At 55.1% G+C, this 26797-nt stretch carries 25 protein-coding genes; 11 read left to right on the top strand and 14 right to left on the bottom strand.

What is annotated here, in order from left to right:
- Positions 1-29 precede the first annotated feature (29 nt).
- The 6 genes from BMZ57_RS27080 to BMZ57_RS27055 all read left to right on the top strand — a co-directional run bounded on the left by BMZ57_RS27080 (position 30) and on the right by BMZ57_RS27055 (position 7884).
- The gene (locus BMZ57_RS27080; RefSeq protein ID WP_010211948.1) at positions 30-1064 is read left to right on the top strand and encodes a polysaccharide biosynthesis protein; all 1035 of its coding nucleotides are present in this window, start codon (positions 30-32) and stop codon (positions 1062-1064) included.
- Between the two features lie 3 nt (positions 1065-1067).
- On the top strand, positions 1068-2186 hold the full coding sequence (gene wbjC / locus BMZ57_RS27075; RefSeq protein ID WP_038452973.1) for a UDP-2-acetamido-2,6-beta-L-arabino-hexul-4-ose reductase: 1119 nt from the start codon (positions 1068-1070) through the stop codon (positions 2184-2186).
- Between the two features lie 68 nt (positions 2187-2254).
- Positions 2255-3385 carry a non-hydrolyzing UDP-N-acetylglucosamine 2-epimerase gene (gene wecB, locus BMZ57_RS27070; RefSeq protein WP_010211946.1) on the top strand — a complete coding sequence of 377 codons (1131 nt, stop codon included), beginning with the start codon at positions 2255-2257 and terminating at the stop codon, positions 3383-3385.
- A 6-nt stretch (positions 3386-3391) separates the two neighbouring features.
- Entirely contained in the window at positions 3392-4651 is a 1260-nt protein-coding gene (locus BMZ57_RS27065; RefSeq protein WP_031290440.1) for a glycosyltransferase family 4 protein, read from the top strand.
- A 128-nt stretch (positions 4652-4779) separates the two neighbouring features.
- Complete coding sequence (locus BMZ57_RS27060) at positions 4780-5793, top strand: MraY family glycosyltransferase (protein WP_010211944.1); 1014 nt, start codon at positions 4780-4782, stop codon at positions 5791-5793.
- A 96-nt stretch (positions 5794-5889) separates the two neighbouring features.
- Positions 5890-7884 (top strand): polysaccharide biosynthesis protein, encoded by a 1995-nt coding sequence (locus BMZ57_RS27055; RefSeq protein ID WP_010211942.1) that lies wholly within the window; start codon positions 5890-5892, stop codon positions 7882-7884.
- 73 nt (positions 7885-7957) lie between these two features.
- On the opposite strand, the gene BMZ57_RS27050 is transcribed toward BMZ57_RS27055, so the two are convergent.
- From BMZ57_RS27050 to BMZ57_RS27000, 11 genes are read right to left on the bottom strand one after another with little or no spacing between them, the layout of a single operon-like run.
- Positions 7958-9175 carry a glycosyltransferase family protein gene (locus BMZ57_RS27050; RefSeq protein WP_010211941.1) on the bottom strand — a complete coding sequence of 406 codons (1218 nt, stop codon included), beginning with the start codon at positions 9173-9175 and terminating at the stop codon, positions 7958-7960.
- The gene (locus tag BMZ57_RS27045; protein ID WP_010211940.1) at positions 9168-9965 is read right to left on the bottom strand and encodes a glycosyltransferase; all 798 of its coding nucleotides are present in this window, start codon (positions 9963-9965) and stop codon (positions 9168-9170) included. The genes BMZ57_RS27050 and BMZ57_RS27045 overlap by 8 nt, the downstream gene beginning before the upstream one ends.
- Before the next feature lie 42 nt (positions 9966-10007).
- A complete protein-coding gene (locus BMZ57_RS27040) occupies positions 10008-10652 on the bottom strand; it encodes a DapH/DapD/GlmU-related protein (protein ID WP_010211938.1) in 645 nt (214 codons plus the stop codon).
- A 43-nt stretch (positions 10653-10695) separates the two neighbouring features.
- Complete coding sequence (locus BMZ57_RS27035; RefSeq protein WP_021490942.1) at positions 10696-11676, bottom strand: glycosyltransferase family 2 protein; 981 nt, start codon at positions 11674-11676, stop codon at positions 10696-10698.
- Complete coding sequence (locus BMZ57_RS27030; RefSeq protein WP_231501102.1) at positions 11673-12998, bottom strand: hypothetical protein; 1326 nt, start codon at positions 12996-12998, stop codon at positions 11673-11675. Before BMZ57_RS27030 ends, BMZ57_RS27035 begins: the two co-directional genes overlap by 4 nt.
- The gene (locus BMZ57_RS27025) at positions 12980-13912 is read right to left on the bottom strand and encodes an NAD-dependent epimerase/dehydratase family protein (protein WP_038452977.1); all 933 of its coding nucleotides are present in this window, start codon (positions 13910-13912) and stop codon (positions 12980-12982) included. The genes BMZ57_RS27030 and BMZ57_RS27025 overlap by 19 nt, the downstream gene beginning before the upstream one ends.
- Positions 13912-15627 (bottom strand): thiamine pyrophosphate-binding protein, encoded by a 1716-nt coding sequence (locus BMZ57_RS27020; RefSeq protein ID WP_069673327.1) that lies wholly within the window; start codon positions 15625-15627, stop codon positions 13912-13914. Before BMZ57_RS27020 ends, BMZ57_RS27025 begins: the two co-directional genes overlap by 1 nt.
- A gap of 3 nt (positions 15628-15630) precedes the next feature.
- Positions 15631-16944: a lipopolysaccharide biosynthesis protein RfbH gene (gene rfbH, locus BMZ57_RS27015; RefSeq protein ID WP_021490939.1), complete on the bottom strand. Its 1314-nt coding sequence runs from the start codon at positions 16942-16944 to the stop codon at positions 15631-15633.
- Between the two features lie 24 nt (positions 16945-16968).
- Complete coding sequence (gene rfbG / locus BMZ57_RS27010; protein WP_042570770.1) at positions 16969-18054, bottom strand: CDP-glucose 4,6-dehydratase; 1086 nt, start codon at positions 18052-18054, stop codon at positions 16969-16971.
- Positions 18055-18056: 2 nt separating this feature from the next.
- Complete coding sequence (rfbF, locus tag BMZ57_RS27005) at positions 18057-18830, bottom strand: glucose-1-phosphate cytidylyltransferase (RefSeq protein ID WP_010211927.1); 774 nt, start codon at positions 18828-18830, stop codon at positions 18057-18059.
- Positions 18831-18842: 12 nt separating this feature from the next.
- Positions 18843-19832, bottom strand: a complete 990-nt coding sequence (locus tag BMZ57_RS27000; protein ID WP_010211926.1) for an FAD-binding oxidoreductase — start codon at positions 19830-19832, stop codon at positions 18843-18845.
- Between the two features lie 559 nt (positions 19833-20391).
- Between BMZ57_RS27000 and BMZ57_RS26995 the strand changes: the two genes are divergently transcribed.
- Positions 20392-20724 carry a ComEA family DNA-binding protein gene (locus BMZ57_RS26995; RefSeq protein WP_010211925.1) on the top strand — a complete coding sequence of 111 codons (333 nt, stop codon included), beginning with the start codon at positions 20392-20394 and terminating at the stop codon, positions 20722-20724.
- Between the two features lie 18 nt (positions 20725-20742).
- Here the strand turns inward: BMZ57_RS26995 and BMZ57_RS26990 are convergent, their stop codons facing one another.
- Entirely contained in the window at positions 20743-21321 is a 579-nt protein-coding gene (locus tag BMZ57_RS26990; protein ID WP_010211924.1) for a TetR/AcrR family transcriptional regulator, read from the bottom strand.
- A 120-nt stretch (positions 21322-21441) separates the two neighbouring features.
- On the opposite strand from BMZ57_RS26990, the gene BMZ57_RS26985 reads away from it, so the two are divergent.
- Together BMZ57_RS26985 and BMZ57_RS26980 are read left to right on the top strand one after the other, a co-directional pair.
- Entirely contained in the window at positions 21442-22086 is a 645-nt protein-coding gene (locus BMZ57_RS26985; RefSeq protein WP_029529202.1) for a GntR family transcriptional regulator, read from the top strand.
- Between the two features lie 15 nt (positions 22087-22101).
- The gene (locus BMZ57_RS26980) at positions 22102-22950 is read left to right on the top strand and encodes an urea carboxylase-associated family protein (RefSeq protein WP_010211920.1); all 849 of its coding nucleotides are present in this window, start codon (positions 22102-22104) and stop codon (positions 22948-22950) included.
- Positions 22951-22958: 8 nt separating this feature from the next.
- Here the strand turns inward: BMZ57_RS26980 and BMZ57_RS26975 are convergent, their stop codons facing one another.
- Together BMZ57_RS26975 and eat are read right to left on the bottom strand one after the other, a co-directional pair.
- A complete protein-coding gene (locus BMZ57_RS26975; RefSeq protein WP_003172675.1) occupies positions 22959-23126 on the bottom strand; it encodes a DUF2897 family protein in 168 nt (55 codons plus the stop codon).
- Between the two features lie 112 nt (positions 23127-23238).
- Positions 23239-24603, bottom strand: a complete 1365-nt coding sequence (gene eat, locus BMZ57_RS26970; protein ID WP_010211919.1) for an ethanolamine permease — start codon at positions 24601-24603, stop codon at positions 23239-23241.
- Positions 24604-24997: 394 nt separating this feature from the next.
- Between eat and kdpF the strand changes: the two genes are divergently transcribed.
- Both kdpF and kdpA read left to right on the top strand, forming a co-directional pair.
- On the top strand, positions 24998-25087 hold the full coding sequence (kdpF, locus tag BMZ57_RS26965) for a K(+)-transporting ATPase subunit F (protein ID WP_010211917.1): 90 nt from the start codon (positions 24998-25000) through the stop codon (positions 25085-25087).
- Positions 25088-25096: 9 nt separating this feature from the next.
- Entirely contained in the window at positions 25097-26791 is a 1695-nt protein-coding gene (gene kdpA / locus BMZ57_RS26960; RefSeq protein ID WP_010211915.1) for a potassium-transporting ATPase subunit KdpA, read from the top strand.
- Positions 26792-26797: the final 6 nt, after the last annotated feature.

The raw sequence follows: 26797 nt of genomic DNA, 5'->3' as shown, positions 1-26797 counted from the left end.
GTGCTGTGCGCGTTGCTTTAGGACTTACTATGTTCAGCGGAAAAACGCTTCTAATCACCGGTGGCACCGGTTCATTCGGCAACGCCGTCCTCAAGCGTTTCCTCGACAGTGGTATCGCAGAAATCCGCATCTTCAGTCGCGATGAGAAGAAGCAGGACGACATGCGCAAGCGCTATGCCGACACCAAGCTGAAGTTTTACATAGGTGATGTGCGCGACTACCAGAGCGTTCTCAATGCCACTCGCGGCGTGGATTACATTTTTCACGCTGCCGCGCTGAAGCAGGTGCCTTCCTGTGAGTTTCATCCCATGGAGGCGGTCAAGACCAACGTTATTGGCACTGAAAATGTCCTGGAAGCCGCTATCCAGAATTCGGTCAAACGAGTGGTTTGCCTGAGTACCGACAAGGCTGTCTACCCCATCAATGCCATGGGTATCTCCAAGGCCATGATGGAAAAAGTCATGATTGCCAAATCTCGTAACGTGGATGATGCAAAGACAGTTATCTGCGGTACTCGCTACGGTAACGTCATGGCGTCACGGGGTTCTGTAATTCCTTTGTTCATCGAGCAGATTCGTGCAGGTAACGCGTTGACGTTGACCGACCCGAGCATGACTCGCTTCATGATGACGCTGGCTGATGCCGTAGACCTTGTGTTGTATGCTTTTGAACATGGTCGCAATGGTGATCTTTTTGTTCAGAAGGCACCGGCGGCGACAGTTGAAACCCTGGCCAAGGCCTTGACCGCAATGGTCGGCAAGCCTGAGCATCCTATTCAGGTTATCGGCACTCGTCATGGCGAAAAGTTGTTTGAAGCGTTGCTGAGCCGTGAAGAAATGGCTTGCGCTGAAGACAAGGGTGATTACTACCGCATCCCCCCTGATCTGCGTGACTTGAACTATTCGAAATTCGTGGAGCAGGGGGAAGAAAAAATCTCTCGCACGGAAGACTACAACTCTCATAACACCGAGAGGTTGGATGTGGCCGGCATGCAACGGCTGCTGCTCAAACTTGAGTTCATGAAGGCGATCCAGCGTGGCGAACTCGCTACGCCGGAGGAGTGAGTGATGAAGGTACTGATCACCGGCGCCAACGGTTTTGTCGGTAGGAACCTGATTGCGCATTTAAGTGAGCGCAATGATATCGACGTGGTCGCCTTCACCCGTGATAACAGCATCTCTCAATTGCCCGCGCTGGTTGCCGAGGTCGATTTTGTCTTCCACCTTGCAGGGGTCAATCGTCCGCAATCGTCCGATGAGTTCAAGGTGGGCAACACTGACTTGACCTTGGCCCTGTGCGACGCGATCAAAATGAGTGGCAAGCCCACTCCCGTGCTTTACACCTCCTCGACGCAGGCGGATCGAGATAATCCTTACGGTATCAGCAAGCTGGCTGCTGAGCATGCGTTGCACGATCTACAGGCGAGCCACGGTTCCAAGGTTCATGTCCTGCGCCTGCCCAACGTGTTTGGAAAATGGGCTCGGCCTGATTACAACTCGGCCGTGGCGACTTTCTGCCACAACATCACCCGAGGTCTGCCGATCCAGGTCAATGATCGACACGCGATGGTCAGCCTGGTTTACATCGACGATGTGGTCGACTGTTTCACTCAGCTAATGGACGCCGGCTCGCCTCAGGACTCAGTTGCTCAGGTGTCCCCGGTGTACAGCATTTCTGTGGGCGAGTTGGCGGATCAGTTGCATGCGTTTCGCGACAGTCGCGACACGCTGATCAGCGAGGCTGTGGGCACAGGCCTCGTGCGAGCACTTTACTCGACCTACGTCAGTTACCTGCCGGTCGAGCAATTTACCTACGACGTTCCGAAGTACGGTGACCCGCGCGGTGTTTTTGTTGAAATGCTGAAGACGCGGGACAGTGGGCAATTTTCTTATTTCACCGCCCACCCTGGCGTGACGCGTGGCGGTCATTACCACCACTCCAAGACCGAGAAATTCCTGGTAATCAAAGGCAAGGCCTGCTTTCGCTTTCGCCATATAGTATCAGGGGAGTTTTATGAGCTGTTTACCGAGGGTGAGCAGCCGCGGATAGTGGAAACGGTGCCAGGCTGGACTCACGACATTACCAATGTCGGGGAGGAAGAGATGATTGTCATGCTCTGGGCCAACGAGATCTTTGATCGTGAGCGCCCGGACACCTTTGCAATGCCGGTGGGTACTCAAGCCTGAGCATGGGTGCATCAGGCAATGCATGGGGCGGACGGCGCCGATGCCAATGATTCTGGAAGAGTGTTGAAATGAAAAAAATGAAAGTTGTCACGGTTGTGGGGACACGCCCTGAAATCATTCGATTGTCACGAGTGATTGCCAAGCTTGACGAACACTGTGAACACATTCTGGTGCATACCGGGCAGAACTACGATTACGAATTGAACGAGATTTTTTTCCAGGACCTCGGTATTCGCAAGCCTGACCATTTTCTCAACGCTGCTGGCGCAAGTGGTGCGCAAACGATCGGCAACGTGATCATTGCGGTGGATCAGGTGCTGGAGGAGGTGAAACCCGAAGCCCTCTTGATCCTCGGTGATACCAACAGCTGCATGGCTGTGATCCCGGCCAAGCGTCGTAAGATCCCGACATTTCACATGGAAGCCGGCAATCGCTGTTTTGACATGCGCGTGCCTGAAGAAATCAATCGCCGCATCGTTGATCACACCGCTGACATCAACCTGACCTACAGCAGCATTGCGCGTGATTACCTGTTGAGCGAAGGGCTGCCGCCGGACAGGGTGATAAAGACGGGCAGTCCTATGTTTGAAGTGCTCAATTACTACCGCGATGGCATCGAGGCTTCGGATGTACTGGGGCGGCTTGACTTGGAGGCCGGCAAGTTTTTCGTCGTGAGTGCGCATCGCGAAGAGAATATTGATTCCGACAAGAACTTCCTCAAGTTGGTCGAAGTATTGAACACCGTTGCTGCGCATTACGACTTGCCGGTGATCGTGACCACTCACCCTCGTACGCAAAAGCGCGTCGATGCCATGGGCGTTAGCTTCCACAAGAATGTGCAATTGCTCAAGCCGTTGGGGTTCAAGGACTACAACAAGTTGCAACTGACAGCCAAAGTGGTGTTGTCGGACAGCGGCACCATCAACGAAGAATCATCGATCCTCAATTTCCCCGCGCTGAATCTGCGTGAGGCCCATGAGCGGCCGGAAGGGATGGAAGAGGCGGCGGTCATGATGGTCGGTCTGGAAGTCGAGCGCGCCATGCAAGGCTTGCAGCTTCTGGAAAGCCAGGCCGCGGGGCAAGAACGGACGTTACGGCTTGTCGCGGATTACAGCATGCCCAATGTCGCTGAAAAAGTCGTTCGGATCATCCATAGTTACCGTGACTACGTCATGCGCACTGTATGGAAGCAATATTGAGTGGACATGCTCTCCCAGCAAAAGCCACTCAAGATTCTGGTGGTGACCCAGTACTTCTGGCCCGAAAATATGCGCATCAACAACATGGTCGAAGGCTTTGTCGCCAAAGGCCATGCGGTGACAGTGCTCACAGGTGTGCCCAATTATCCGGAAGGGCAGGTCTTTACCGATTTTCGGCGTGAGCCCGCGCAGTTTTCGAACTTTCGAGGGGCTCGTGTGATCAGGGTGCCGATGCTGGCGCGCGGCAAGGGCAACTTCACGCTGGCCTTGAATTACCTTTCGTATTTCAGCAGTGCCTCTATCGTGGGCAGTTACAAACTGCGTGGTGAGTCATTCGATTCGATTTTTGTGTATGGGGTATCGCCAATCATGGGGGCGATCCCGGCCCTGTTGCTTGGCCGCTTGAAAAAGGCCCCGGTACTCATTTGGGTGTTGGATCTGTGGCCGGAGAGCCTGAGGGCGGTTGGGGTTGTCAAGAGTCCCAGACTGCTTGGGCTTGTCGGCAAAGTGGTGTCCTGGATCTACAACCGTACCGATTACTTGTTGTTACAGTCGCGGTCGTTCGAGGAGAACGTCAAACAATACTGTACACGTGCAATGGGCGCAGATCGGCTCGTGTATTTTCCCAGTTGGGCTGAGGATGATTTTTCCGGCGAGGTACAGGCGTCTTCCGATCTGCTACAGAGCGACGATGCCGTGTTTACGATCCTCTTTGCCGGCAATATCGGTGATGCTCAGGATTTTCCGGCCATCATGGCTGCAGTCAAGGCTGTGAAGACAGACCTACCCGTGCGCTGGGTAATTGTGGGGGATGGCCGAGCCAGTCAATGGTTGGCCAAGCATGTGGCGGAAAACCGCATGGACAACGTCTTGCTGCTCGGCCGGCACCCTTTGGAAAAAATGCCGGCGCTGTTCGCCGTGGCTGACGCACTGCTGGTTTCGTTAAGGACAAACGACGTTTTCGAGAAAACCATCCCGGGTAAGGTCCAGGCTTACCTGGCATCGGGAAAACCCGTGATCGCCATGATTGACGGCGAAGCGGCCAACGTCGTTACCAGGTCGGGGGCAGGCATGGTCTGTGGTTCAGGCGATGCCCAGGGACTGGCAAGTATCGTGCGTACCATGGGCGCCTTGCCCAAGTCCGAGCTCGAGAGCATGGGCCTTTTGGGAAGGCGTTACTACCTTGAGCATTTTTCCAAAGAGAACTTGTTCGACCGCCTTGAAGCACTTTTCAGGAAGGCGACGTTGAGGCGGAACGAAAAATGACCGGAAATCTATGCTCACCGGCACCGCTCTTGGCAGTACAGCCTGGGCGATGCCTGCGCCAGTCAGTGTCGATCAGCAATGAATGCTAAGCCCTTTTGCCCGCATCTGTTTCAGGAACTGTTTCCTACATGACCATTTGGTTAGTGTTTACCGCCGTGCTCTCAGCATCGCTTCTATTGACTTGGGTCCTACGCCGTTATGCCCTATCGCGTAGTTTGATGGACATTCCCAATGGTCGCAGTTCGCATTCTGTACCGACGCCGCGAGGGGGGGGAGTCGCAATCGTACTGACCTACCTGGTGGCGTTGGTAGTCGTAGCTATTGCTGGCTGGATCAGTTGGGGTGTCGCGTGGCCATTGTTGGGGGCTGGGGCGTTGATCGCGGTCGTTGGTTTTCTCGACGATCATGGTCATATCGCAGCGCGCTGGCGTCTATTGGCCCACTTTGGCGCAGCGATCTGGGCGTTGGCCTGGATGGGAGGACTGCCCACGATCAGTCTTTTCGGCAATGAATTGGACCTTGGCTGGTTCGGGCACTTACTGGCAGCCTTGTATCTGGTCTGGATGCTGAACTTGTATAACTTCATGGACGGTATTGACGGTATTGCCAGCATCGAGGCCGTCTGCGCTTGTGCAGGCGCGTGCCTGGTGTACTGGCTGACTGGTCATGAAAACCTCATGCTTGCACCGATGCTGTTGGCGGTTGCGGTGCTTGGGTTTTTATACTGGAACTTCCCTCCCGCCCGCATTTTCATGGGCGATGCTGGGAGTGGCTTCCTGGGAGTGGTGATTGGCATCTTGTCGCTTCAGGCGGCGTGGGCTGCACCTGAGATGCTTTGGGTCTGGTTGATTTTGCTGGGCGTATTCGTTGTTGATGCGACCTTCACTTTAGGTCGACGCCTGTTGCGTGGGGACAAGGTCTATGAAGCGCATCGCAGTCACGCCTATCAGTTTGCATCCCGCGTGGCGGGGCGCCATTTGCCGGTTACGCTGACGGTGATGGCGATTAATTTGTTGTGGCTATTGCCTATCGCCCTCTTTGTCGGCCTGGGGTTTGACGGCGTTTTGGGGCTGCTGGTGGCGTATATTCCGTTGGTGTTGCTGGCTATCAAGTTTCACGCGGGGGAGCTTGAGAAAGCGTGATAATTGACTGGCGCTGTAGTTTCATGGGGCTGCTGCACACTCACATGACTGTCGTTTTTTGCTGGCAGTACTAGGGACTGAGGTATAAAAGGGTTTATGGATAGTTTACGTGCCCGATTGGTGGGCTTGCCGCGCAGGCAGAAACGTTTCTTGCAAGTGGCGACCGACATCGTTCTGGTATGGGCGGCGTTATGGTTGGCATTTGTCGTGCGCCTCGGGTTTGATGACCTCAACAACCCCTTCGTAGTCCATTTGTGGCTCTTTCTCAGTGCGCCGGTGATTGCCATCCCGCTTTTTATCCACTTTGGCATGTACCGGGCAGTCATGCGTTATTTCGGCAATGATGCGCTTATTGCGATCATCAAGGCCGTTAGTCTCTCCGCGTTGTTGCTGGCCCTTGTGGTGTACTTGTACAGCAATCACCAGACGGTGGTGCCACGTTCAATCGTATTCAACTATTGGTGGCTAAGCATGGTCATCATTGGCGGCTTGCGTTTGGCAATGCGTCAGTACTTTCAGGGGGACTGGTTTACCGCTGCGCAGCACGTGCCTTTCACCAGTCGTGATGATGGCCTTATCAAGGTGGCTATCTACGGGGCCGGTGCGGCGGGTAATCAATTGGTAGCGGCCTTACGCATGGGGCGGGTAATGCGTCCGGTCGCTTTTATCGATGATGACAGTGGCATCTCGGATCGCATCATTTCGGGGTTGCAGGTGTACAAACCCAAACGTATCCAGCAGATGATCGACGAGACTGGCGCTGAGGAACTGCTGCTGGCGATACCGTCATCCACGCGGGCTCGTCGCAGAGAGATACTGGGTTATCTGGAGGGTTACCCGCTGCATGTACGCAGTGTTCCCGGTTTTATGGACTTGGCCAGCGGTCGAGTCAAAGTCGACGATATCCAGGAAGTGGACATTGCTGACCTGCTGGGCAGAGATCCCGTCCCGGCGCAGCCTGAGTTGCTGGAGCGCTGCATCAAGCACCGTGTCGTGATGGTGTCCGGCGCGGGTGGCTCGATCGGATCGGAACTCTGCCGCCAGATTCTGACGCTGGAGCCTACCAGCCTGTTGTTGTTCGATCACAGTGAGTACAACCTTTACTGCATCCTCTCCGAACTTGAACAGCGCGTTCAATCAGAATCATTGAATGTAACGCTGCTGCCGATACTGGGTTCGGTGCGGCATCAGGACAAACTGCTGGAGGTCATGAATACCTGGTCGGTCGATACGGTCTACCATGCAGCAGCCTATAAACATGTGCCTATGGTGGAGCACAATATTGCCGAAGGTATTCTCAATAATGTAATTGGCACCCTTAATACCGCTCAGGCCGCCCTGCAGGCGGGTGTCGAGAACTTTGTACTTATTTCGACCGACAAGGCCGTGCGGCCAACCAACGTCATGGGTAGCACCAAACGGTTGGCGGAACTTGTTCTGCAAGCCTTGAGCAAAGAAGTGGCACCGACGTTGTTTGGTGATGCCTCGAACATCTCGCGGGTCAACAAGACCCGTTTCACCATGGTTCGCTTTGGCAACGTGCTGGGCTCGTCAGGTTCGGTCATTCCGCTGTTCCATAAGCAGATCCAGGCCGGCGGGCCCTTGACAGTGACCCATCCGAAAATAACCCGCTATTTCATGACGATACCCGAGGCGGCACAGCTGGTTATTCAAGCGGGTTCGATGGGGCAGGGGGGGGATGTCTTCGTGCTCGACATGGGCGAGCCTGTGAAAATCGTAGAGCTTGCCGAGAAGATGATTCATCTATCAGGCCTGAGTATCCGCTCCGACACCAATCCGCATGGGGATATCCTGATCAATTTCAGTGGGCTGCGGCCCGGTGAAAAACTGTATGAAGAATTGTTGATCGGCGACAACGTGGCTGCTACTCGTCATCCGATGATCATGCGGGCCAATGAAGAACTGTTGGGGTGGGAAGTGCTCAAAGCCCGGTTGCACGGGTTGTTGACGGCGGTTGAAGCGGGTGATTTTGCGCTCGTCAGGCAGCTCTTGAAAAACACCGTCAGTGGCTACAGTCCGGAAGGTGAAATTGTCGACTGGATGCACATTCAGCGACACCGCGAAGTCTGACATCGCCATGCCGCTCTGATGGGCCTGTCTTCCGGTCCATCAGAGCTCACAATAGAGCGCGATAGCCTTTACATTAGAGCTTCCACAACTTTTTGTTCAGTCGGAAGCTCGACAGGTAGACGAACAGCCTCGATAGGTTCATGAACCGATTGGGGCCTACCACGTACAGAATTCCCTTCAGTAAAGAATTGATGATCTGGAGCTTTCCGGAGTGAGTTTGCGCATCGCCAAACCCGGCGGGTTTGTATTGCCCACCTGCCTCGAACAAGTAGTTCTTCTTGGCAAATGTGTAAACAGGGCCGTTGGCATCAAAGGGGTCATGGCCGGTGGGTAGCTCATCCAGTACGCTGGCGTAGGCCCTTCTCAGCGTGGGGGATATGTATTTTCCATCGCTCATGTAATCAAATGCATAGGCTGCGCTGGAGGGGAAGGATGAGAAGTTGGAGAGTCGTTCTTTGTAATAGAAACTAACTTCCTGAAGGTCTTCACGTTTTTTCTCTCTTCCCGCAAATGCACGCTTGCTCAACAGTGCCGGGTTCTTCTCGTCAAACGAACTGAAATGGAAGAAAACCAGTGGGCATTCCCCGTTTACTGTATAGCCACCCCGGCCGTCAGGCGAGAGGGTTCGTTCATGGCTATTCCAAAAAGCCACGTTGTAACCAAGATTGAATGACACGTGCAGGGTCGGGAAGAAACAGGGAGCGATACTGACCCATTTCTGATCTGTCGAAAGTCCGAATTGCGTTTCGAAATAGCAGTGCTCCAGGCAGCGCTCATTCCACCACTGGAGAAACCGTATGCCTTCTGAGGTATTGGAAACCGCGTAGAAGCCCAGGTTGAAGGAGCCAAAGCGCAGCATCCCGATATCACCTTCAACATGAGGTGTGACGTAGTGGGGCGTTAGAATGATATCCCGCGTGTCGAGCTCTCTCCATAAGCCATCGAGGCGGCTAAATACGCAGGTATCCGGGTCCAGGAAGACCACCTTGTCGTGCTGCTCAAGGAGCTTTAAGGTGATCCAGGGCTTGAGGCTGGTGCTGAACTCGACGATGTCGTATTTGAAGGCGTAGTGCCGTACGTCGGCCAATCCGATCTCTTCAACCCAATAAAACTCCGCCAGGTCGGTCGGGAGGTCTATCTCGACCTTGCGATCAAAAATATAGATCTTCAGTTTCGGCTGATCGAATTTATCCAATGACTCGGCCAGCACCAGCGCCTTGGATAAATAAGCCAGATTACATACGGTAAAAATGGCTGAGCGCTCGCCGGTCATGCCTTTTTCATCAGTCACGTTTAAAAATTCCTAATGTATTGATTACCCTGACGAGGATCTGGGAGGCGCAATAGAGGGTCAGTAATCTAGTTATTCTCAGCGCGAAACCAACCTGGCGGCTCTTGAGCGCAGAAAAGATAAGTTTGAGATTCGAAGCAACAGTGTCTTTTATTCTGGACCCTGAATAGGCCCGCATTGAATACGTGCGGCCCGCGATGCGATAGCGACTATCAGCCTGCTCCGTGACATGATCGAAACCCGGTGTGGCACCGCAGACGCCAATGCGATAGCCCTTGTTTAACGAATCCAGGCAGAGCTTATAATCCACACTGTCGACGAAGTAGCTGCAGTCCATCCAATCAAGGGCATTGAGTTTATCCAGAAAGTAAAGGCTGCCGCTGTTGATCAGTAAAGGTACATCCCGTACCCGGGCGCTTCCATCGGCTTTAAAGGCAATTGCGCTGAACTCGCTGTAGGCGTCGATGTTGTCGGCATAGTTGTTTTCTATATAAGACAGTGTTTCGCTGCTGAACCCGGTGTCCTGATCAAAAAACAGCAGCGCTGAATGACCTTGTTGGTAGGCATTGGCACACACTGTTGAAATGCCGATGCCCAGCCCCAGATTTTTGCCACAGGTGAAATAATGGATGCGCGGGTCAGGCTCAGCGAGTTCTCGCACGTTGGTAACGTCAGGTGAGTTGTCGAACACGTAGACTTCAAATCCATTCGACGACGTCAATTCGAGCCTGCGCAATAATTCAGCGCCTGCGTGATAGACAACAATACCTACTGCAATCTTACGCGTCATGCCATACCTTTGATGTGTGGAGCCGCCTGTGCTGGGTCACGCTTAAACATTCAACCATTTGCTCTCTTTATCGCTCCAGACTTTCACGACCCTGGCAGGGCAGCCCACAGCAATGACATGACTGGGGATATCTTTGGTGACAATGCTGTTGGCGCCGATGATCGACCCATTGCCAATAGAGGTGTTCGGCAGTACGACGACATTGTCCCCGATCCATACGTTATCGCCAATGGTCACGGGGCCGCTGCTGGCCAGCTTTCTTTCAAAAGGTGTTTCGTAGGGGCTGGATTGGTTCTCCCCCGAGTAGGCGCCGTGGGAATGGTCGGTGATGTGAATCTTGCTGCCCATCAAGACATTGCGACCAATCGTTATTTTGTTGCAACACGCTATATGCAAATGGTCGCTGGCGGAGAAGTTCTCACCAATGTCGACCTGCGGCTGGTACTTGAACGTAAGGTATTGAGAGATCGCGTGTAGCCAGAGCCCTTCACCTACCCTGAAGTTATTACCCAGCGTAATGTGTTCCAGGCCAAAGACCTTGGGCGCACGGCCAAGGTAGGCACGTCGCCCGGGGGCTGGGAAGGCTCTGAGATGAATAAACGCTCGCCATACTAAAAGACATTGCCCGAACACCATAGGAACGATAAAGACGTGATGTTGCTTGAGTTTTTTTAAAAAATAGGACACCGCGGTCTACTCATGTTGGCTGGCGTAAACAGGTGGAAGCAAACTATTGGTTTGTCACCGGTAGAGTGCGTGTGCGTTTGAGATAGAGGTTGACCACCTTGCTGAGCATCGATCTTGGTACGACTGATATCACCATGACGATCCAGCTAGGGTAGGCTACGGAAAGCCTGAGGTCCGGTCGGTACGCTTTATAGATGCCGTAGTTTAACAACCCCCTGGCCCTCAGAGACAGCATACCCTTGATCGTGAACGCGCCGGATACTTGGCCAAAGCGGGTGCAGGCTTCAAGTTTTCCTTGCAATGAATAGCTGACCGGTAACGAAAATATAAAGTTAACCCAGCAGGTCAGGCCGATCTTGAATATTTTGTCTGTGTGGGCCCAGCTGGTTTTTGTGAGGTGCGGGCTTTCAAGTGACGTAATGGACACCTGGGGTAACCAATGAATTTGAAAGGGGCGGTTCGCAATAGACTCGAAGATGATACCTGTTTGTATGAAGTTTGAATCGTGATAGCGAGAAAAGTTGGCATCATTTATCAGTGCTTTGCTATAGATCAAGCAACTCATGCAGCTCATGAGCCCTGCGAGATCTTGTAACAATGCATTGGCGTCTTGATAGGTGGATTCTGGCGTTTCAATCTTGCCTACCAGATTTACCAGTACGGCGTCGTAAGGGGTGTTTGTATTTAAGCGAGTCAATACCTTGTCGAGGTCGTCGGCACAGAATTGAGAGGTATCGCCCAACAGCCATGTGTACGCGGTGTCCGATAAAGACAGTGCTTTTTCAAAGTTTAAATCAGCACCCAGGTTTTCGTGGTTACGTGAGTAGTGCAACAGGGGGTATTCGGCTTTCCATTTCTCGACAACCTGAAAGGTTTCATCTGTCGAGGCATTATCGGAAATGAAAATTTGAATGTTGTGGTGCTTTAGTATCGGCAGGTGTGCGGCCAGCGAACTGTCAAGGAAGTCCGCTCGGTTGTAGGTAGGCAGTGCAATGGACAATACAGGGTTAGGCTGAAGACTCATGATGAACGCCTTTTGAAAGATCTAAAAATCCAATAAACCCACGGCAAGACCAAGACGTACGCACTTGTGAAGCCAGAGAACAGGTATTCAAATGGAAGGTACTTCGCAGCCAGCAAGGTAGTGATCGCGACATATAGCCCGTTGACGACCGATACCACGACCAATGGTTCTTTTTTATAGGCCCTCATGTAGATCGCCATTGCATTGACGATTAACTGCATCAGCCATCCTGTACTGACCATCAACAGAGGGAGGGAGGGCAGCAGGCGGTTCTCTATCAACGGCTGGCCCTCCATCAGCCATAGGCCAGTGAAGAGCGTTACCATACCCATTGCATAAGTCGCTATTGCCAGTGCTAAGCCTTTTTTGAAGGCTTGATCGAGCGCCGTTGTATTACGATGGGCCGCATACATATTTATTTTTGGGGTGATAATGGTTACCCATATGTTCGCGATGCTGAACATGGCCATGCAAATCGCCATTGAAAAGCCAACTTGGCCCGCTTGTACGGCCCCGTGATAGCTGAAGGACAGGGGGGTAAATATAGACAGTACAAAATAGCCGCTGATCCAGCTCAATGCGAAGCGCCACAGGAGCGGCATTATTTCCTTGAACCAAGGGTGGCTGTTGACTTTTGTCAGTTTATAAAGCTGTCCCAACATGGCTTTGTAGCGATGAAGGATTATTGAGGTGCCTGCCAGTGCACCGGCTAATAACGAAAAGGCCAGAGCATACAAGTCTGCGCCGCTGATCAGCAGGATGACGGTCACGCACACACTGATCACGCTGATGTGGAAACGAATTTTCTGAATGTCACCAACACTGTCGCATCCTTCGATGAATGACAGTGCAATGCTATTAATGAATACAATGACGGATGCCACACCGTACACCAACCACGGTAGTTGCCAGTTGACCAGGGAGGTCTTTCCATTGAGTATGAAATACCCGATCAACAGCACGGCCGGGAAAACAACGAGCGCCATGGCGCCGGCCCAGCGCATGGCGAACGATAATAATGTCGCCAATCGGCTGATGTGCTCAGGTGTGCCACAAAGTTCTTTCTGATTGTTGAACTTGAGGTGTGCAAACTCATGCGAGGCGAACAATAGCAGTACGGCAGAAAATCCCATGTCTGCGAACACGGCGAGTGCGGCCATACTGATGAAGGTGTACCAGTATCCTTGGGCTTCGGACGACAGGTAAAGGGGGACTAGGATGAGCAACGCAGGTCCCGAGAGTAATCGCCATAACTGATTTATTGCAGTGTTGCGAAAGTCATGATCGAATATTTTTTTATAGTTCATTTGATGAATTGACATCTTTCGATTTCATGAGTCAATCCTTCAATGGAATTGAAATGTGGGGTGTAGCCCAATGTCGATGCCATTCTGTTTTCGGAGTAATAGTGCTGCTTTGCGCCGGTAGCATTAATGTGTTGGGTGGCTTTTTCGGTGGTGTATTGCAGGCCGAAATTACTCTGAAGATGGTCGAGTATTGAGAACTTGTCGGCTGGGGCTTTGGTATAGCAATCGACAGCTATATTGAGGTCGCCATTGAAGGCCAATGCCTTGGATATCAGCGTGTAAAAGTCCAAAGGGGTTATGTAGTCACGAAACATGTTGGCGGGAGACGTCGTCAGTACGGTGTTGTCCTTGATTGCGCGGACAGCGTCGGTCATGAAGTAACGTGCACTCAAGTCTTGTGTGTGACTGAAGTAGTTGAATACCCGGATATCCACAATGCTAAGACCCTGAAGCGCTCGGTGCCTCGTCTCGGCATAAAACTTTGCGACAGCGTACCAATCCGTTGTTTTCAAATTGTTTATGTCAAACGTGGCGAGTGTCTGGGCTTGCGCGGGGGTTTCGAAATCACCGCCATAAGCTGCACCACTGCTCAGAAATATATAGCGGCACTTGTTGTTGGCTTTGAGATAGTCGAGTGCGAGTTTGTCATACTCATAGGTGATATCGAAAATGGCAGACCCCATTTTCGATGCCACTGCAGGGTCACCGACCCCTACAAAGTTAATGATTGCATCGAACGCAGTGTTGCGATCGAAATCGGCGTATTCAAAGATTTTGATACTTCGTTGTCCTGTGGGTATCAATGCCGATGTGTCGAGTTTGTTTTTGTCCCGCACGAACAGGCTCAGGTCGAACGTTCGAGCTGCGGCGAGTGAACGGGTCAGGTCCTGGGCAATTTGGCTGTTCGCGCCGAATATTGCGATGTGCATCAGCGTGCTGTCCGCGTTTTTTCAGGCAACTGCTGATCAATCGAGCGGCCAAATTCCAGCCGAGGACGGCATTCTCGGGCGTCGGGCATCATCAGTTCGATCAGTGCGGGACGGGGTGATTCAATAAACATCCCGACCTGCGCCGCAAATTCCTCATGGGTGCCCACGACCGTGGAGCTGATGCCGTAAGCCTCACCAATGGCTTTGAACTGTGAGGTGTAGCCGTTCCAGTAGGTCGACGAGTTACGGCCTTCGAAATACATTTCCTGGAACCCGCGGACCATTCCCAGAGAGTGATTGTTAAGCACAATGATCAAGACGGGCAGTTGATCGCGGGCGATGATATCCAGTTCCTGGATATTGAGCTGGGCGCCCCCGTCACCTGTTATGACAATGACAGGTTTGTTGCCTGCATTGCAGGCGCCAATGGCCGCGGGGATCGCGAACCCCATGGTGCCCAGGCCACCTGAGTGGTGCATGGATTGGCCAGGGCTCAATCGCAACGTGTGTGCTGCCCACATCTGATTGTTGCCGACGTCGGCGACGAAATCGACACCATGCCCTTTGGTCAAAGCGCCAAGGGTTGAGCAGATGACGAAGGGGCTCACTGACCAATCAGTGTATTCATCGACAAAGCTCTGATCGAAATCAGCTCGCAAATCAGCAGCCCAGGCAGCCCATGCCGCGTTTTCTTGCACTTCGCAAAGGGGGAAGTCTGCGAAGAAGGTGTTCAGTTCCATCACGTAGGAGGCGTGCGCCTTAACGCGGTTGTTCAGTTGCCCTTCCATCAGGTCGATCTGGAAAACCTTGGCTTTGCGGGCGAAGTCCTCGGGTTTGGCACCGGTTTGCCGAACATCCAGGCGGCTGCCCAGTACCAGCAGAAAGTCGCAATTCTGCACGGCATGATTGGCTGCACGCGTTCCATAAGCGCCGAGCATGCCCAGGTAATTGGCGCTCGCCGGGATCTTTTCAGCCCCTTTCAAGCTGGCTACGTAAGGGATACCAGACGTCTCCAACTGATTGAGCCAATGTGCGAAGTTAGGCGTGTTGACGGCCCCCCCGCCCAGCAGGATCAACGGGTTCCGAGCGCAAGCCAGTGCATTGCTGATCGTCTCGAGGTCGGCTGCTTGCAGTGGCGCTGCAATCTGTTGCGCGCAAGGCAACAAAAACGCGCTGACCGCGGCATCATCGATGTCGGTTCGCTGAATATCCATCGGGATATCCAGCAGTACCGGGCCTGGTCGTCCTTCCCTGGCGAGGTCGATAGCCTTTTGTAAGCACGGAAGCAACTCGTCTACATGCCTGACCTGATAGGCGTACTTGGTAATACTGCTGACCAGCGCCACGCTATCCAGCTCCTGGAAACCCTGTTGGCGGATATTTCTCTCGCCCTTGAGTTCGTAGGTGTTGACCTGGCCCGTCAAGAAAAGACACGGATGGCTATCAAGCCAGCAATCGGCGATGCCGGTGATCAGGTTGGTGGCGCCGGGACCACTTGTGCCCAGGGCGACGCCGAGCACTTCGTGATGTGTGGCGCGGGAAACTGCGGATGCAGCAAACGCGGCCCCTTGTTCATGGTGAACCGAGACCAGCTTGGTCTTGCCCAACTGATTGATGCTGTCAACCAGGTGCGTGATCATTCCGCCGATCAACTCATAACCATACAGAACCTTGTTCTGCGCAAGAACCAACGCTACCGCATCTGATGCTTTCATTGTTTAGAAACCGATCCCGAAAAACTCTTCCAGCTTTTCACCCACAAAATCGAAATGTTCCTGGCCCAACGAAGGCTGTACACCGAGCCAGAAGGTCTGATTCATGGTGCGGTCGGTATTCGTCAGTTCGCCAACCACACGGTACTCCAGGTTCTGGAAGTAAGGCTGGCGTGTCAGGTTGCCGGCGAATAGCAGGCGCGTGCCGATTTTGTGCTGGTCAAGGTACTTGAGCAGGTCGACTCGTTTGACCCCGCTGCTTTCCTTGAGCGTCACCGGGAAACCGAACCACGATGGGTCGCTGTTAGGGGTTGCCTCGGCAATTTCGAGGAATTCGGACAGGCTGGACAAGCGCTCCTTGAGCAGCGCGAAGTTGCGCTTGCGCGTATCGATGAAGTCCTGGGCGCGTTCGAGCTGGGCCAGGCCGCAGGCGGCTTGCATGTCGGTGATTTTCAGGTTGTAGCCCAAATGCGCGTACACGTACTTGTGGTCATAACCTTGGGGCAAGCTGCCATATTGCTGGCCGAAACGGTCGCCGCAGGTGTTGTCACAACCCGGTGCGCAGTAGCAATCGCGGCCCCAGTCGCGGAACGACTCGGCAATCACCTTGAGCATCGGGTTGTTGGTGAACACTGCACCACCTTCGCCCATGGTGATGTGGTGCGCGGGGTAGAAGCTGAGGGTGGCGATGTCACCGAAAGTGCCTACCAGCTTACCGTCATAGGTTGCACCCAAGGCATCACAGCAGTCCTCCACCAGCCACAGGTTGTACTTTTCGCACAGGGCTTTGACCTTGCCCAGGTTGAATGGGTTGCCCAGGGTGTGGGCAAGCATGATTGCCTTGGTTTTTGGCGTGATGGCCGCTTCGATCAGGTCGGCGTTGATGTTGTGGGTGGCCATGTCAACGTCAACGAACACCGGGATCGCGCCGAATTGAACGATGGGGTTGACCGTGGTCGGGAAGCCCGCAGCCACGCCAATCACTTCATCGCCTTTCTTGATCGCGCGCTCACCGAGTTTGGGTGAGGTCAGGGTGCTGAAGGCAACCAGGTTGGCGGAAGAGCCGGAGTTGACCGACAGTAGGAATTTGACACCGATGAACTCAGCGAGCTTTTTCTCGAATTCGGCATTGAAACGGCCAGTGGTCAGCCATCCATCCAGGGAGGCCTCGACCATCAACTGCAACTCCCGCGCACCGATCACTTTGCCGGACGGTGGAATGACAGTTTCGCCGGCCACGAACGGCTTGCTCGCCAATGCAATGTTGGCGTACTGCTCGACGAGCTTGCTGATTTCCTGGCGGAGCATATCGGGTGTCATGAAAAATCCTGCTAAAAAATAGAGTTAGTTGCTGCTGGCATGCATGGCGAGCATGTAGGCATTGATTTCTTCCAGGCAAAGGGCCTGCATGTCGTTGCCGCTCAACCAGGCACGATGCCAGGTAACAATCCGGGCGAGCGTGGTTTCGAGGTTCCAGCTGGGGGCCCAGTGCAAGTGGGCGCGCGCCTTGGAAATATCTAGCTTGAGGTAGTTGGCCTCATGCGGTTGCGGGTCCTGGTCCAGTTGCCAACGGGCACCTGTACCCCAAGCCTGTACCATGTGATCGATGATCCACTCCACAGGGCGTGCATCTTCATCCTTGGGACCGAAATTCCAGCCCTGGGCAAAACGATGCCCATGGGTCCAGAGATGTTGTGCCAACACAAGGTAACCGCTCAGCGGCTCCAGCACGTGTTGCCACGGCCGGGTGGACTTCGGATTGCGTATCGTGACGGGCTGACCCTTCTCGAAGGCACCGAGAATATCAGGTATCAGCCGGTCTTCCGCCCAATCGCCGCCGCCAATCACATTGCCGGCCCTGCCGGACGCCAACGCAGCACCTTGCGGGTCATTGAAAAATGACTTGCGGTAGGCGCTGGTGATCAGCTCCACGCAGCCTTTGCTGTTGCTGTACGGGTCGTGACCACCCATGGGTTCGTCTTCACGATAGCCCCATTCCCACTCACGGTTTTCATAGCATTTGTCGGTGGTGACGTTGACGATAGCCCGCAGGTTGGGGCATTGGCGTGCGGCTTCCAGCACATGCAGGGTGCCCATTACGTTAGTGGCGTAGGTCTCGACGGGTTCGCGATAGGACAAACGGACCAACGGCTGCGCCGCCATGTGGATCAACACGTCGGGGTTGAAGCTCACCATGCTTTGGGCGATTACTGCGCGATCACGAATATCGCCTTGCTCCGACTCCATGCCTTGGGCCACCTTGGCCTCGACGAACAGGGCAGGGTGTGTCGGTGGCGCCAGGGCAAACCCCTTAACCTGCGCGCCCATGCTCGTTAGCCATAGCGCCAGCCAGCTACCTTTGAACCCGGTATGGCCGGTCAGGAAGACTCTTTTGCCTTGCCAGAAGGTAGGAGAAACGGTCGACTTCATATTCAGTCCCAGGATTTCCAGGGAGCTTTGCCAGACTGCCAAAGATCTTCCAGGTAGTGTTTGTCACGCAGCGTATCCATAGGTTGCCAGAACCCCGGGTGTTCGTAGGCCATGAGTTGGCCCTCGGCTGCAAGCTTCATCAGCGGCTCTTGTTCCCAGGTTGTGCTGTCGTCCTCCAGGTACTGGAGAACCGTGGGGCTCAAGACGAAGAAGCCGCCGTTGATCAGCGCGCCATCTCCTTTGGGTTTTTCCTTGAAGTTCAGCACTTGGCCTTTCTGGATATCCAGTGCGCCAAAACGGCCGGGGGGGAACGTTGCGGTGAGCGTTGCCGCCTTGCCATGTGCCTTGTGAAAGGCCAGGGTCGCGCTGATATCAAGATCGCTGACACCATCGCCATAAGTGAAGCAAAAGGCTTCTTCGTCCTTGACGTAGTCGGCGACACGACGCAGGCGACCGCCAGTCATGGACTCGTCGCCAGTATCGACCAGGGTGATGTTCCAGTCTTCAGCACGTTGGTCGTGCACTTTCATGGTGTTGTCGCGCATGTTGAACGTGACGTCGGACATGTGCAGGAAGTAGTTGGCAAAATACTCCTTGATCACATAGCCCTTGTAGCCGCAGCAGATAATGAAGTCATTGATGCCATGCGCGGAGTACATCTTCAGGATGTGCCAGAGGATGGGTTTGCCGCCGATCTCGACCATGGGTTTGGGGCGCACGCTGGTTTCTTCGCTTAGCCGTGTTCCCAGGCCACCGGCCAAAATAACTGCTTTCATGCTGTCTCCGGGTCAATTCGAGCTTACAAAGGCATCAGAATGGAAATGTTTGAGGGGCAGGCCAGCCTGTGTCAGCATCTCGCGCGCCGTATGGATCATGGCTTCAGAGCCACAGGCATAGACCGAGGTATCGGCCAGGTCAAGGTTTTCTGCAAGGACGGCCTGTTGAACGTATCCGGTGGCGCCTGGCCAGTGTTTACCCGCGCGTGAAAGCACGGGGCGGTAAGTCATGCCCAGCGTCGGGAAGTCAGGGAGCCAGTACAAGTCGTTTTCCGTACGCCCCCCCCAATAAACGTAAACGCGCTTGCCGATGAGGGGTTCGGATGTACTCGCCAAGGCTTCGAGCATGGCCTTTACGGGGGCGATCCCGGTACCTGTCGCCATGAACACCAAGTTTGTAGTGCTGGCGTTACGCAGGCAGAAGGTGCCAAGTGGGCCTTCCAGCCTCAGCAGGTCATTGACTTGGGCTTCACCAAACCAATACTGGCTCATCACTCCATCAGGTACTTGGCGGATATGCAGTTCGAGCTTGGCATCCTCGCGTACGGCGTTGGCAATCGAATAACTGCGGCGCACACCGTCTTTGCCTATGACGTCGATGTACTGCCCAGGAAGGTAGAACAGCGCGCTTTTGGGCGGTGTCCTGAGGACGACCCGTACCACGTCGTCCGCTAGGCGCTCCAGTGTATCGAGGCGGCAAGGCATGGTTTTGATCTGGATGTCGGCCAGCAAGCCCAAGTCTTCGATATCCAGTTCAACATCAGTCAACGCTGCTCGGCAGCACGTCAGGATGGCGCCGTTGGCACGCTCTTCGTCCGTAAGGGCGAGTTCTGGTTGCATCACCTCTGTATCACCCTGGAGCACGTTGGCCTTGCAGACGCCGCAACGACCGGTACGGCAGCTGTATTCCAGTACGGTACCTTGTGACTTTGCACACTCCAGAAGGCTTTTGCCGGATTCACCCGTGAATGACTTGTGGTTCGACAGCGTGACAATAGACATGCGTCAGGCACCACGCTCAACGTTGACGTCACAAGGATTCAATTCATCCCCTGACATGTGGGGAGCGGTGCACCTCTGCCCGAAGCTTTTGATACCCATGTACGTTTACATCTCCTGTCGTCATTACGCCGAACGTCATACCGCATTCAACGCGCAGACTACACCCCTGATGAGGGGCATTTTTAGTAGAGTTCAAAGCGGATAGAAGCAACCAGCGCTAACGCCCCACCGTTGAATCGCATACATAACAAACGGCAACATCGCAGTGAGTTGCCGTGTATTTAATAGTGAACGACCCGATGAGGCTTGCACTGTGTCGACCGGCGTTTAAGTTCGCATTGCGGCCGGGCTGCCCATAAGTGGCGGCAATTCTACCTGTTTGGGACCTTAACTGGAAATGCAGGATGGACGAGGCCTGAGCAGGCCGTCTCACTGGCCTTGCGGGTTGCGGTCATACTCTGTAACCCACCCGTTTTTGACTCCTACCCAACATCACCTAAGTTTGGGAGGCAGCTTAGGAAAGCTGCTTTTCCCTCATCGATGTCATGGAGCGTCACCAATGCAAAACACCTACATCTGCGCCCTTATCTTCGCGTTTCTCACCAGCATCTCCGCTACGACCACCGCAGCCCCTTCCATCAAGCCCGAAGCCCCAACCCCTATCGCCACTCAGATGTCCAAGGCCGAGCAATCCGCCAAGGTCAACCTGAACGCCGCTGATGCCGAAACCCTGCGCCGTGATCTCTTCGGCATCGGGGCTGCCAAGGCCAGGGCGATCGTTGCGTATCGCGAAAGCAATGGGCCGTTCACGGCGGTAGATGAGTTGTTGGAAGTGAAGGGGATTGGTAAGGCTTTGCTGGAGAAGAACCGCGAAAGGCTGGTGATCAATTAAGTCAGGCGAGAAAGCCGGTCACTGACCGGCTTTTTCACGCGTTGAAACCTGGGTTTTCAAACGCGCGCGCACAACCTCCAAGATTCGCATAGCCAATGCCGGATCTTCGACACTCCTGGCGAGCACCAATGCTCCGACCAGCGTCGACATCATCACCAGGCTTTGTTCATCACTCCGTCCATCCGCTAAAGCCGTATCAATCTGCTTTAGCCGCGCGTCGAGTACTGCGTCCGTCGTTGTACTGTGCTGGCCCCTTAGGCCGAGTTCGGAGGACATGGTAGGCAGTGGGCAGCCTTGGTCCGGAGACGTCATGTGCCATTTCGAGAGGTAACTGTCGATAAAGGCTTCCAGCGGCCGCTCCTGGCTGAACAGCATTTCGCAATGAGCATCCAGCTCTGCCGCAGCCGCCTGCAGCGCCTTCTCCACCAACTCATCCTTGGATTTGAAGTGCGCATAAAACCCACCATGCGTCAGGTTCAGCGCCTTCATCAATGGCTGTAAACCAGTCGCGCCGATGCCGTCGCGTCGAAAGCGTACGGAGGCTTCCTTGATGATACGTTGATGGGTCTGGGCTTTGTGGTCGGGTGAGTAACGCATGGGACGGCCTCAGTGACAGGTTGGCATTCTAACCAACTTGAATCTTTTTACACATCTGCACGTTGGCATGAAACGTGATTACCTAAACGTAAAAGATTGTTCAACAATCGTGAGGTGACCATGACGCTCAGCTTGTCGTTAGCCGACCAGATTGCCTTGGAGCTTCGCGCTGACATCATCGGTGGGCGGCTGCTACCAGGCATGCCGTTGATCGAAGTGGAGCTGGTGAAAGCCTATAACGCATCGCGCAATACCATCCGTGAAGCGTTGCACCGTTTAGGGCAAGAAGGCTTGACCCGTTATGTGCGCAACAAGGGGGTTATGGTGCGGCGGCTGGAGTGTGAGGAAGTGCGTGACTTATTTGTCGTTCGTCGCACCCTGGAACTGCAGGCCATCGCCCAGAGTGGTCCTCTGACAGAAGCCCAATCCGAACGCATGCAAAACGCCATCGACGCCACCACCCTGGCCCGTGAGCGCGAAGACTGGCGGGCGGTCGCCACCCACAGCCTGATGTTTCATCAGCAGATCGTAGGGTTGATGCGCAGCCCTTTGTTCGATGAGTTTTTTGCCCAGGTCATCGCCCAGTTGCGTCTGGTGTTCTGCGCTGCGCCTGATGAGCAACGCTTCCAATCGCCGTGGTTGGAGCGTGATCGTGAGATTTACACGTTATTGGTCCAGCAGGATAAACCGGCGGCAGGGGAGGCGATGAGCCTGTACCTGGATGACTCGGAACGCGTGTCCCTGGCCCTGTTCAACCATCCCTGATCGAGGATCTGCACCATGTACAAAGACTATCCGGCCGCTTATCAGGTCAGTAAAGGTTCGGCGCTGCAGGTCGATGCGGCGTTTTACGAGCGCATTCGTGATCGAAAAGATCAACGGCGCTTGATTGAGGCGTTTGAGGTGCCGATTCGCACGGGCAGGGCGTGGAAGGTGCCGGCCGGGCATGTATTCCGTGTGACCACGCCAGTCGGTCCGCAGGTGGGGGATTTCAACGTGTGGAACGCCAATGACCCCCGCGAGCGTTTGTGGGCGGCGCGTACGCGTCAGTTGCAGGGCGCGCATGTCAGCACTCATGACCGGCTGTGGTCGAACCTGCCATTTCTGCGGCCTTTGGTGACGATCACCGATGACAGCCTGGCCGGTTACGGCATCGATGAGCACGGCGGGCGTCTGCATGACTTGCTCGGTACGCGTTGCGATCCCTATGTGAACCGCATGCTCACCGGCGAAGACTTTCACCACCATTGCCATTCGAACCTGACCCGTGCAGTTTTGCCCCACGGTCTGACGGAATTCGACGTGCATGACGTGCTGAATATTTTCCAGTGCACGGGCCTCAATCACGACGATATGTACTTCATGAAAGCCTGCCCGGCGCAGAAGGGCGATTACCTGGAGTTTTTTGCCGAGATTGATTTGTTGTGCGCGCTGTCGACGTGCCCGGGTGGGGATCTGTCGTTGCCGATGTGGGGGCCGGATGCACAGGACCCGCTGACGGTATGCCGCCCGCTGGGGGTTGAGGTCTATACGTTGGAGGATGAGCTTCTGAGCGGTTGGAGTCAGCCCGAACGTGCTGCCTATAAGGGGCAGCACGGGTTGCATATTGCCAAGGCGTCCTGGGAATAGCCCAAGGTTCAGCGATCCTGCGCGTCCTTGGCATCCGCCTGGGCATTGCGCTCGGCCACGCGCTTGCGTTGTTCGTCGGTGAGTTCGACTTTGTTGGCGCTGTCGCGCAGCATCATCAGCCCACCGACGATCGACCCGATCGCAACTACCATAATCAACCACGCATACCACGGCATAAGGCTCTCCTTGAGGCAGATTGCCGTGGGAGAACTTTCCCACGGGAATAACTGCTTTGAGTGACGGGCTTTCTCACTAGTTCAGTGTAGGCCCGTTCTGCCTCTCAGTAGATCAGAGCCCGGTCAACATCGCATCTGCCGGTGCATCGGCGCGGTCTTGCGCAGTCATCTGGAAGTAGGCGAATCCCACCACCATGAAGCCCAGGAAGATCAGCCCGATCAGCGCGTTGAACCACGCCATAGCTACCAGGCACACCACCGCCAGTACCAGCGCAATACCCGGCACGATCGGGTAGCCTGGTGCGCGAAAGGTGCGTTCCAGCAGCGGTTCGGTCTTACGCAGTTTGAACAGACTGAGCATGCTCATGATGTACATCACAATGGCACCGAACACCGCCATGGTGATCATCGCTGCGGTCAGTGTCATGCCGCCCAGGTTGATCAGGCCATCGCTATAGATAGCCGCGATGCCGACCACGCCACCGGCGATAATTGCGCGGTGGGGTGTCTGAAAACGCGACAGTTTGGCGAGGAAAGACGGCAGGTAACCGGCGCGGGCCAGGGCGAAGAACTGACGCGAGTAGCCGAGGATGATGCCGTGGAAGCTTGCCACCAGGCCGAACAGGCCGATCCACACCAACATGTGCAGCCAGCCTGAGCTGTCGCCGACCACGGTTTTCATGGCTTGCGGCAAGGGGTCGTTGATGTTGGACAGGGTGCGCCAATCACCCACGCCGCCAGCAAAGAACATCACGCCCATGGCCAGGATCACCAGGGTCAGGATGCCGCTGATGTAGGCCTTTGGAATGGTGCGCTTCGGATCTTTCGCTTCTTCAGCAGCCATGGCCGCGCCTTCGATGGCGAGGAAGAACCAGATGGCGAAAGGGATCGCGGCAAACATGCCGGCAATCGCGGGTGCGCCAAAGGTGTCTGAGCCGGCCCAGCCGTTCAGGGCGAAGTTGCTGAAGCTGAATGCAGGTGCGACGACGCCCATGAACACCAGCAACTCGGCGACGGCGAGCACACACACCACCAGTTCAAAGGTGGCGGCGAGTTTGACGCCGAGGATGTTCAGGCCCATGAACACAATATAAGCACCGACGGCCGCGTGTTTCGGATCGAGTGCGGGAAATTGCACATTAAGATAAGCGCCAATGGCCAAGGCGATCGCAGGCGGTGCGAAGACGAATTCGATCAAGGTCGCGAGCCCGGCGATCAAGCCGCCTTTCTCACCAAAGGCACGGCGGCTGTAGGCAAAAGGGCCGCCAGCATGAGGAATGGCGGTGGTCAGTTCAGTGAAACTGAAGATGAAACAGGTGTACATCGCGGCGACCATCAATGAGGTCACCAGAAAGCCCAGGGTCCCTGCGACGCCCCAGCCATAGCTCCAGCCGAAGTATTCACCGGAGATCACCAGCCCGACGGCGATGCCCCACAAGTGCAGGGTGCCTAAAGTGGGTTTGAGTTGTGTGTTCATCGTGTTGCTCTCCCTGAACCGTTTGGAATGATTCAAGGTGTTGCAGCGGACATGCCAGGCTGAGAATCATTGTCGTAAAGCGGAGCAAGTGTCGTGCGTGGGATGGTTTAGTGTTTGAATTTTTCCAGCCTCGCACCAGTTGAGTGCGGTGGGGTTGCAACTGCCGTCATCGCGGGCAAGCCCGGCTCCCACAGGTTGACCGCATACCGATGTGGTAGCCGGGCTTGCCCGCGCTGAGGCCTTCCTAACGGCTAATCCCCCCTGTAAACCCCGCATAAACCCACTCTTTACGCCGTCTTTACGCCCCACCCACCCCCTCGCTCTCGTTCCTTTACACCACTCCTGCCGACAATTGCGCCACACGCGGCACTCGCCGCTAAACGGAGAGACTTCCATGAGCGTTCTGGACGGGGTGTCACTGCTATTGGCCGTGGCGCTGTTCATTTATTTGCTGGTTGCGCTGTTACGCGCGGATCGGACCTAGGAGCAGGCCATGCACAGTTATGACTATTGGCTGATCATTGCCTTCTTTGCGGTGGTGCTGGTGCCGGCTCCGTTCCTGGGGCGGTTCTATTACAAGGTGATGGAAGGGCAGCGCACCTGGCTTACGCCGGTATTCGGCCCGGTGGAGCGCGCCTGTTATCGCCTGTCGGGCGTGGACGAGCATCAGGAACAAAGCTGGCAGAAATACATGCTGGCCTTGCTCGCCTTCAACCTCGCGGGCTTTTTGCTGTTGTTCTCGATCCTGGTGTTCCAGGACTATCTCCCACTGAACCCGCAGAAATTGCCGGGTCAGGAATGGACTTTGGCCTTCAACACCGCGGTCAGTTTCATGACCAACACCAACTGGCAGTCCTACAGCGGTGAAGCGTCCCTGAGCTACCTCAGCCAGATGGCCGGCCTGACCGTGCAGAACTTCGTCAGTGCCGCCACCGGCCTGGCAGTCTTGGTCGCTCTTTGCCGTGGGATTGGTCGCAAATCGGCCCAGACCTTGGGCAACTTCTGGGTTGATATGACCCGTGCCACCCTCTACGGCCTGCTGCCGTTGTGCCTGGTGCTGGCGTTGTTCCTGGTGTGGCAGGGCGTTCCGCAAACCTTCGCCCACTATGTCGATGCCGTCACCCTGCAAGGCGTGGATCAAGTGATCCCTCTGGGCCCCGCAGCCAGCCAGATTGCGATCAAGCAATTGGGCACCAATGGCGGTGGCTTCTTTGGTGTCAACTCGGCGCACCCGTTTGAAGACCCGACTGCCTGGGCCAACCTGTTCGAAGTGGCATCGATCATCCTGATCCCGGTGGCGCTGGTGTTCACCTTCGGCCACTACGTCAAAGACCTGCGCCAAAGCCGCGCGATCCTCGGCTGCATGCTGGCGCTGTTCCTGATCGGCGGCGCGACCTCGTTGTGGTCTGAATACCAGCCCAATCCGACCCTGAACAACCCAGCCGTGGAGCAGACCGCTCCATTGGAAGGTAAGGAAGCACGCTTCGGCACCACCGGTACGGTGTTGTGGTCGGTGACAACCACCGCGGCGTCCAACGGTTCGGTCAACGGCATGCAGGACAGCCTCAGCCCCCTCAGCGGCATGGTTGCGCTGGTCAACATGATGGTGGGCGAGGTGATCTTCGGCGGCGTCGGCGCCGGTATGTACGGCATGTTGCTCAACGTGTTGATCGCCGTGTTTCTCGCCGGTCTGATGATCGGTCGCACCCCGGAATACCTGGGCAAGAAGTTGCAGGCCAAGGAAGTGCAATTGCTGGTGGTGACCTTGCTGGTGATGCCGGTAGGTGTGCTGGTACTCGGTGCCATCGCCGCTAGCCTGCCAGGCCCGGCCGGTGCCATCAGTAACCCCGGCCCCCACGGTTTCAGCCAATTGCTCTATGCCTACACCTCGGCCAGTGCCAACAACGGTTCGGCGTTCGGCGGCTTCAGCGCCAACACCCCGTTCCACAACCTGATGCTGGGCTTGGGTATGTTGATCGGCCGCTTCGGCTACATCCTCCCGGTACTGGCCCTGGCCGGCAGCCTGGCGATGAAGAAGACCGCACCGATCGGCCAGAACAGCTTCCCGACGCATGGCCCGCTGTTCGTGACCCTGTTGACCGTGACCATTTTGCTGGTGGGCGGCCTGAGCTTCCTGCCGACGCTGGCACTGGGCCCTATTGCTGAACACATGAGCATGGGCTTCTAAGGGGAT

It is taken from the genome of Pseudomonas simiae (assembly GCF_900111895.1).
GTDB classification, from domain to species: domain Bacteria; phylum Pseudomonadota; class Gammaproteobacteria; order Pseudomonadales; family Pseudomonadaceae; genus Aquipseudomonas; species Aquipseudomonas simiae.
Note: the sequence above shows the minus strand (reverse complement) of the source record. Positions and strands in the feature narration are given on the sequence as shown.

Bases quoted from the DNA above. Each gene is read 5' to 3' on its own strand.
- BMZ57_RS27080 (WP_010211948.1), top strand. From the start codon at position 30: ATGTTCAGCGGAAAAACGCTTCTAATCACCGGTGGCACCGGTTCATTC.
- wbjC (WP_038452973.1), top strand. From the start codon at position 1,068: ATGAAGGTACTGATCACCGGCGCCAACGGTTTTGTCGGTAGGAACCTG.
- wecB (WP_010211946.1), top strand. From the start codon at position 2,255: ATGAAAAAAATGAAAGTTGTCACGGTTGTGGGGACACGCCCTGAAATC.
- BMZ57_RS27065 (WP_031290440.1), top strand. From the start codon at position 3,392: ATGCTCTCCCAGCAAAAGCCACTCAAGATTCTGGTGGTGACCCAGTAC.
- BMZ57_RS27060 (WP_010211944.1), top strand. From the start codon at position 4,780: ATGACCATTTGGTTAGTGTTTACCGCCGTGCTCTCAGCATCGCTTCTA.
- BMZ57_RS27055 (WP_010211942.1), top strand. From the start codon at position 5,890: ATGGATAGTTTACGTGCCCGATTGGTGGGCTTGCCGCGCAGGCAGAAA.
- BMZ57_RS27045 (WP_010211940.1), bottom strand. From the start codon at position 9,965: ATGACGCGTAAGATTGCAGTAGGTATTGTTGTCTATCACGCAGGCGCT.
- BMZ57_RS27035 (WP_021490942.1), bottom strand. From the start codon at position 11,676: ATGAGTCTTCAGCCTAACCCTGTATTGTCCATTGCACTGCCTACCTAC.
- BMZ57_RS27030 (WP_231501102.1), bottom strand. From the start codon at position 12,998: ATGTCAATTCATCAAATGAACTATAAAAAAATATTCGATCATGACTTT.
- BMZ57_RS27025 (WP_038452977.1), bottom strand. From the start codon at position 13,912: ATGCACATCGCAATATTCGGCGCGAACAGCCAAATTGCCCAGGACCTG.
- BMZ57_RS27020 (WP_069673327.1), bottom strand. From the start codon at position 15,627: ATGAAAGCATCAGATGCGGTAGCGTTGGTTCTTGCGCAGAACAAGGTT.
- rfbH (WP_021490939.1), bottom strand. From the start codon at position 16,944: ATGACACCCGATATGCTCCGCCAGGAAATCAGCAAGCTCGTCGAGCAG.
- rfbG (WP_042570770.1), bottom strand. From the start codon at position 18,054: ATGAAGTCGACCGTTTCTCCTACCTTCTGGCAAGGCAAAAGAGTCTTC.
- rfbF (WP_010211927.1), bottom strand. From the start codon at position 18,830: ATGAAAGCAGTTATTTTGGCCGGTGGCCTGGGAACACGGCTAAGCGAA.
- BMZ57_RS27000 (WP_010211926.1), bottom strand. From the start codon at position 19,832: ATGTCTATTGTCACGCTGTCGAACCACAAGTCATTCACGGGTGAATCC.
- BMZ57_RS26995 (WP_010211925.1), top strand. From the start codon at position 20,392: ATGCAAAACACCTACATCTGCGCCCTTATCTTCGCGTTTCTCACCAGC.
- BMZ57_RS26990 (WP_010211924.1), bottom strand. From the start codon at position 21,321: ATGCGTTACTCACCCGACCACAAAGCCCAGACCCATCAACGTATCATC.
- BMZ57_RS26985 (WP_029529202.1), top strand. From the start codon at position 21,442: ATGACGCTCAGCTTGTCGTTAGCCGACCAGATTGCCTTGGAGCTTCGC.
- BMZ57_RS26980 (WP_010211920.1), top strand. From the start codon at position 22,102: ATGTACAAAGACTATCCGGCCGCTTATCAGGTCAGTAAAGGTTCGGCG.
- BMZ57_RS26975 (WP_003172675.1), bottom strand. From the start codon at position 23,126: ATGCCGTGGTATGCGTGGTTGATTATGGTAGTTGCGATCGGGTCGATC.
- eat (WP_010211919.1), bottom strand. From the start codon at position 24,603: ATGAACACACAACTCAAACCCACTTTAGGCACCCTGCACTTGTGGGGC.
- kdpF (WP_010211917.1), top strand. From the start codon at position 24,998: ATGAGCGTTCTGGACGGGGTGTCACTGCTATTGGCCGTGGCGCTGTTC.
- kdpA (WP_010211915.1), top strand. From the start codon at position 25,097: ATGCACAGTTATGACTATTGGCTGATCATTGCCTTCTTTGCGGTGGTG.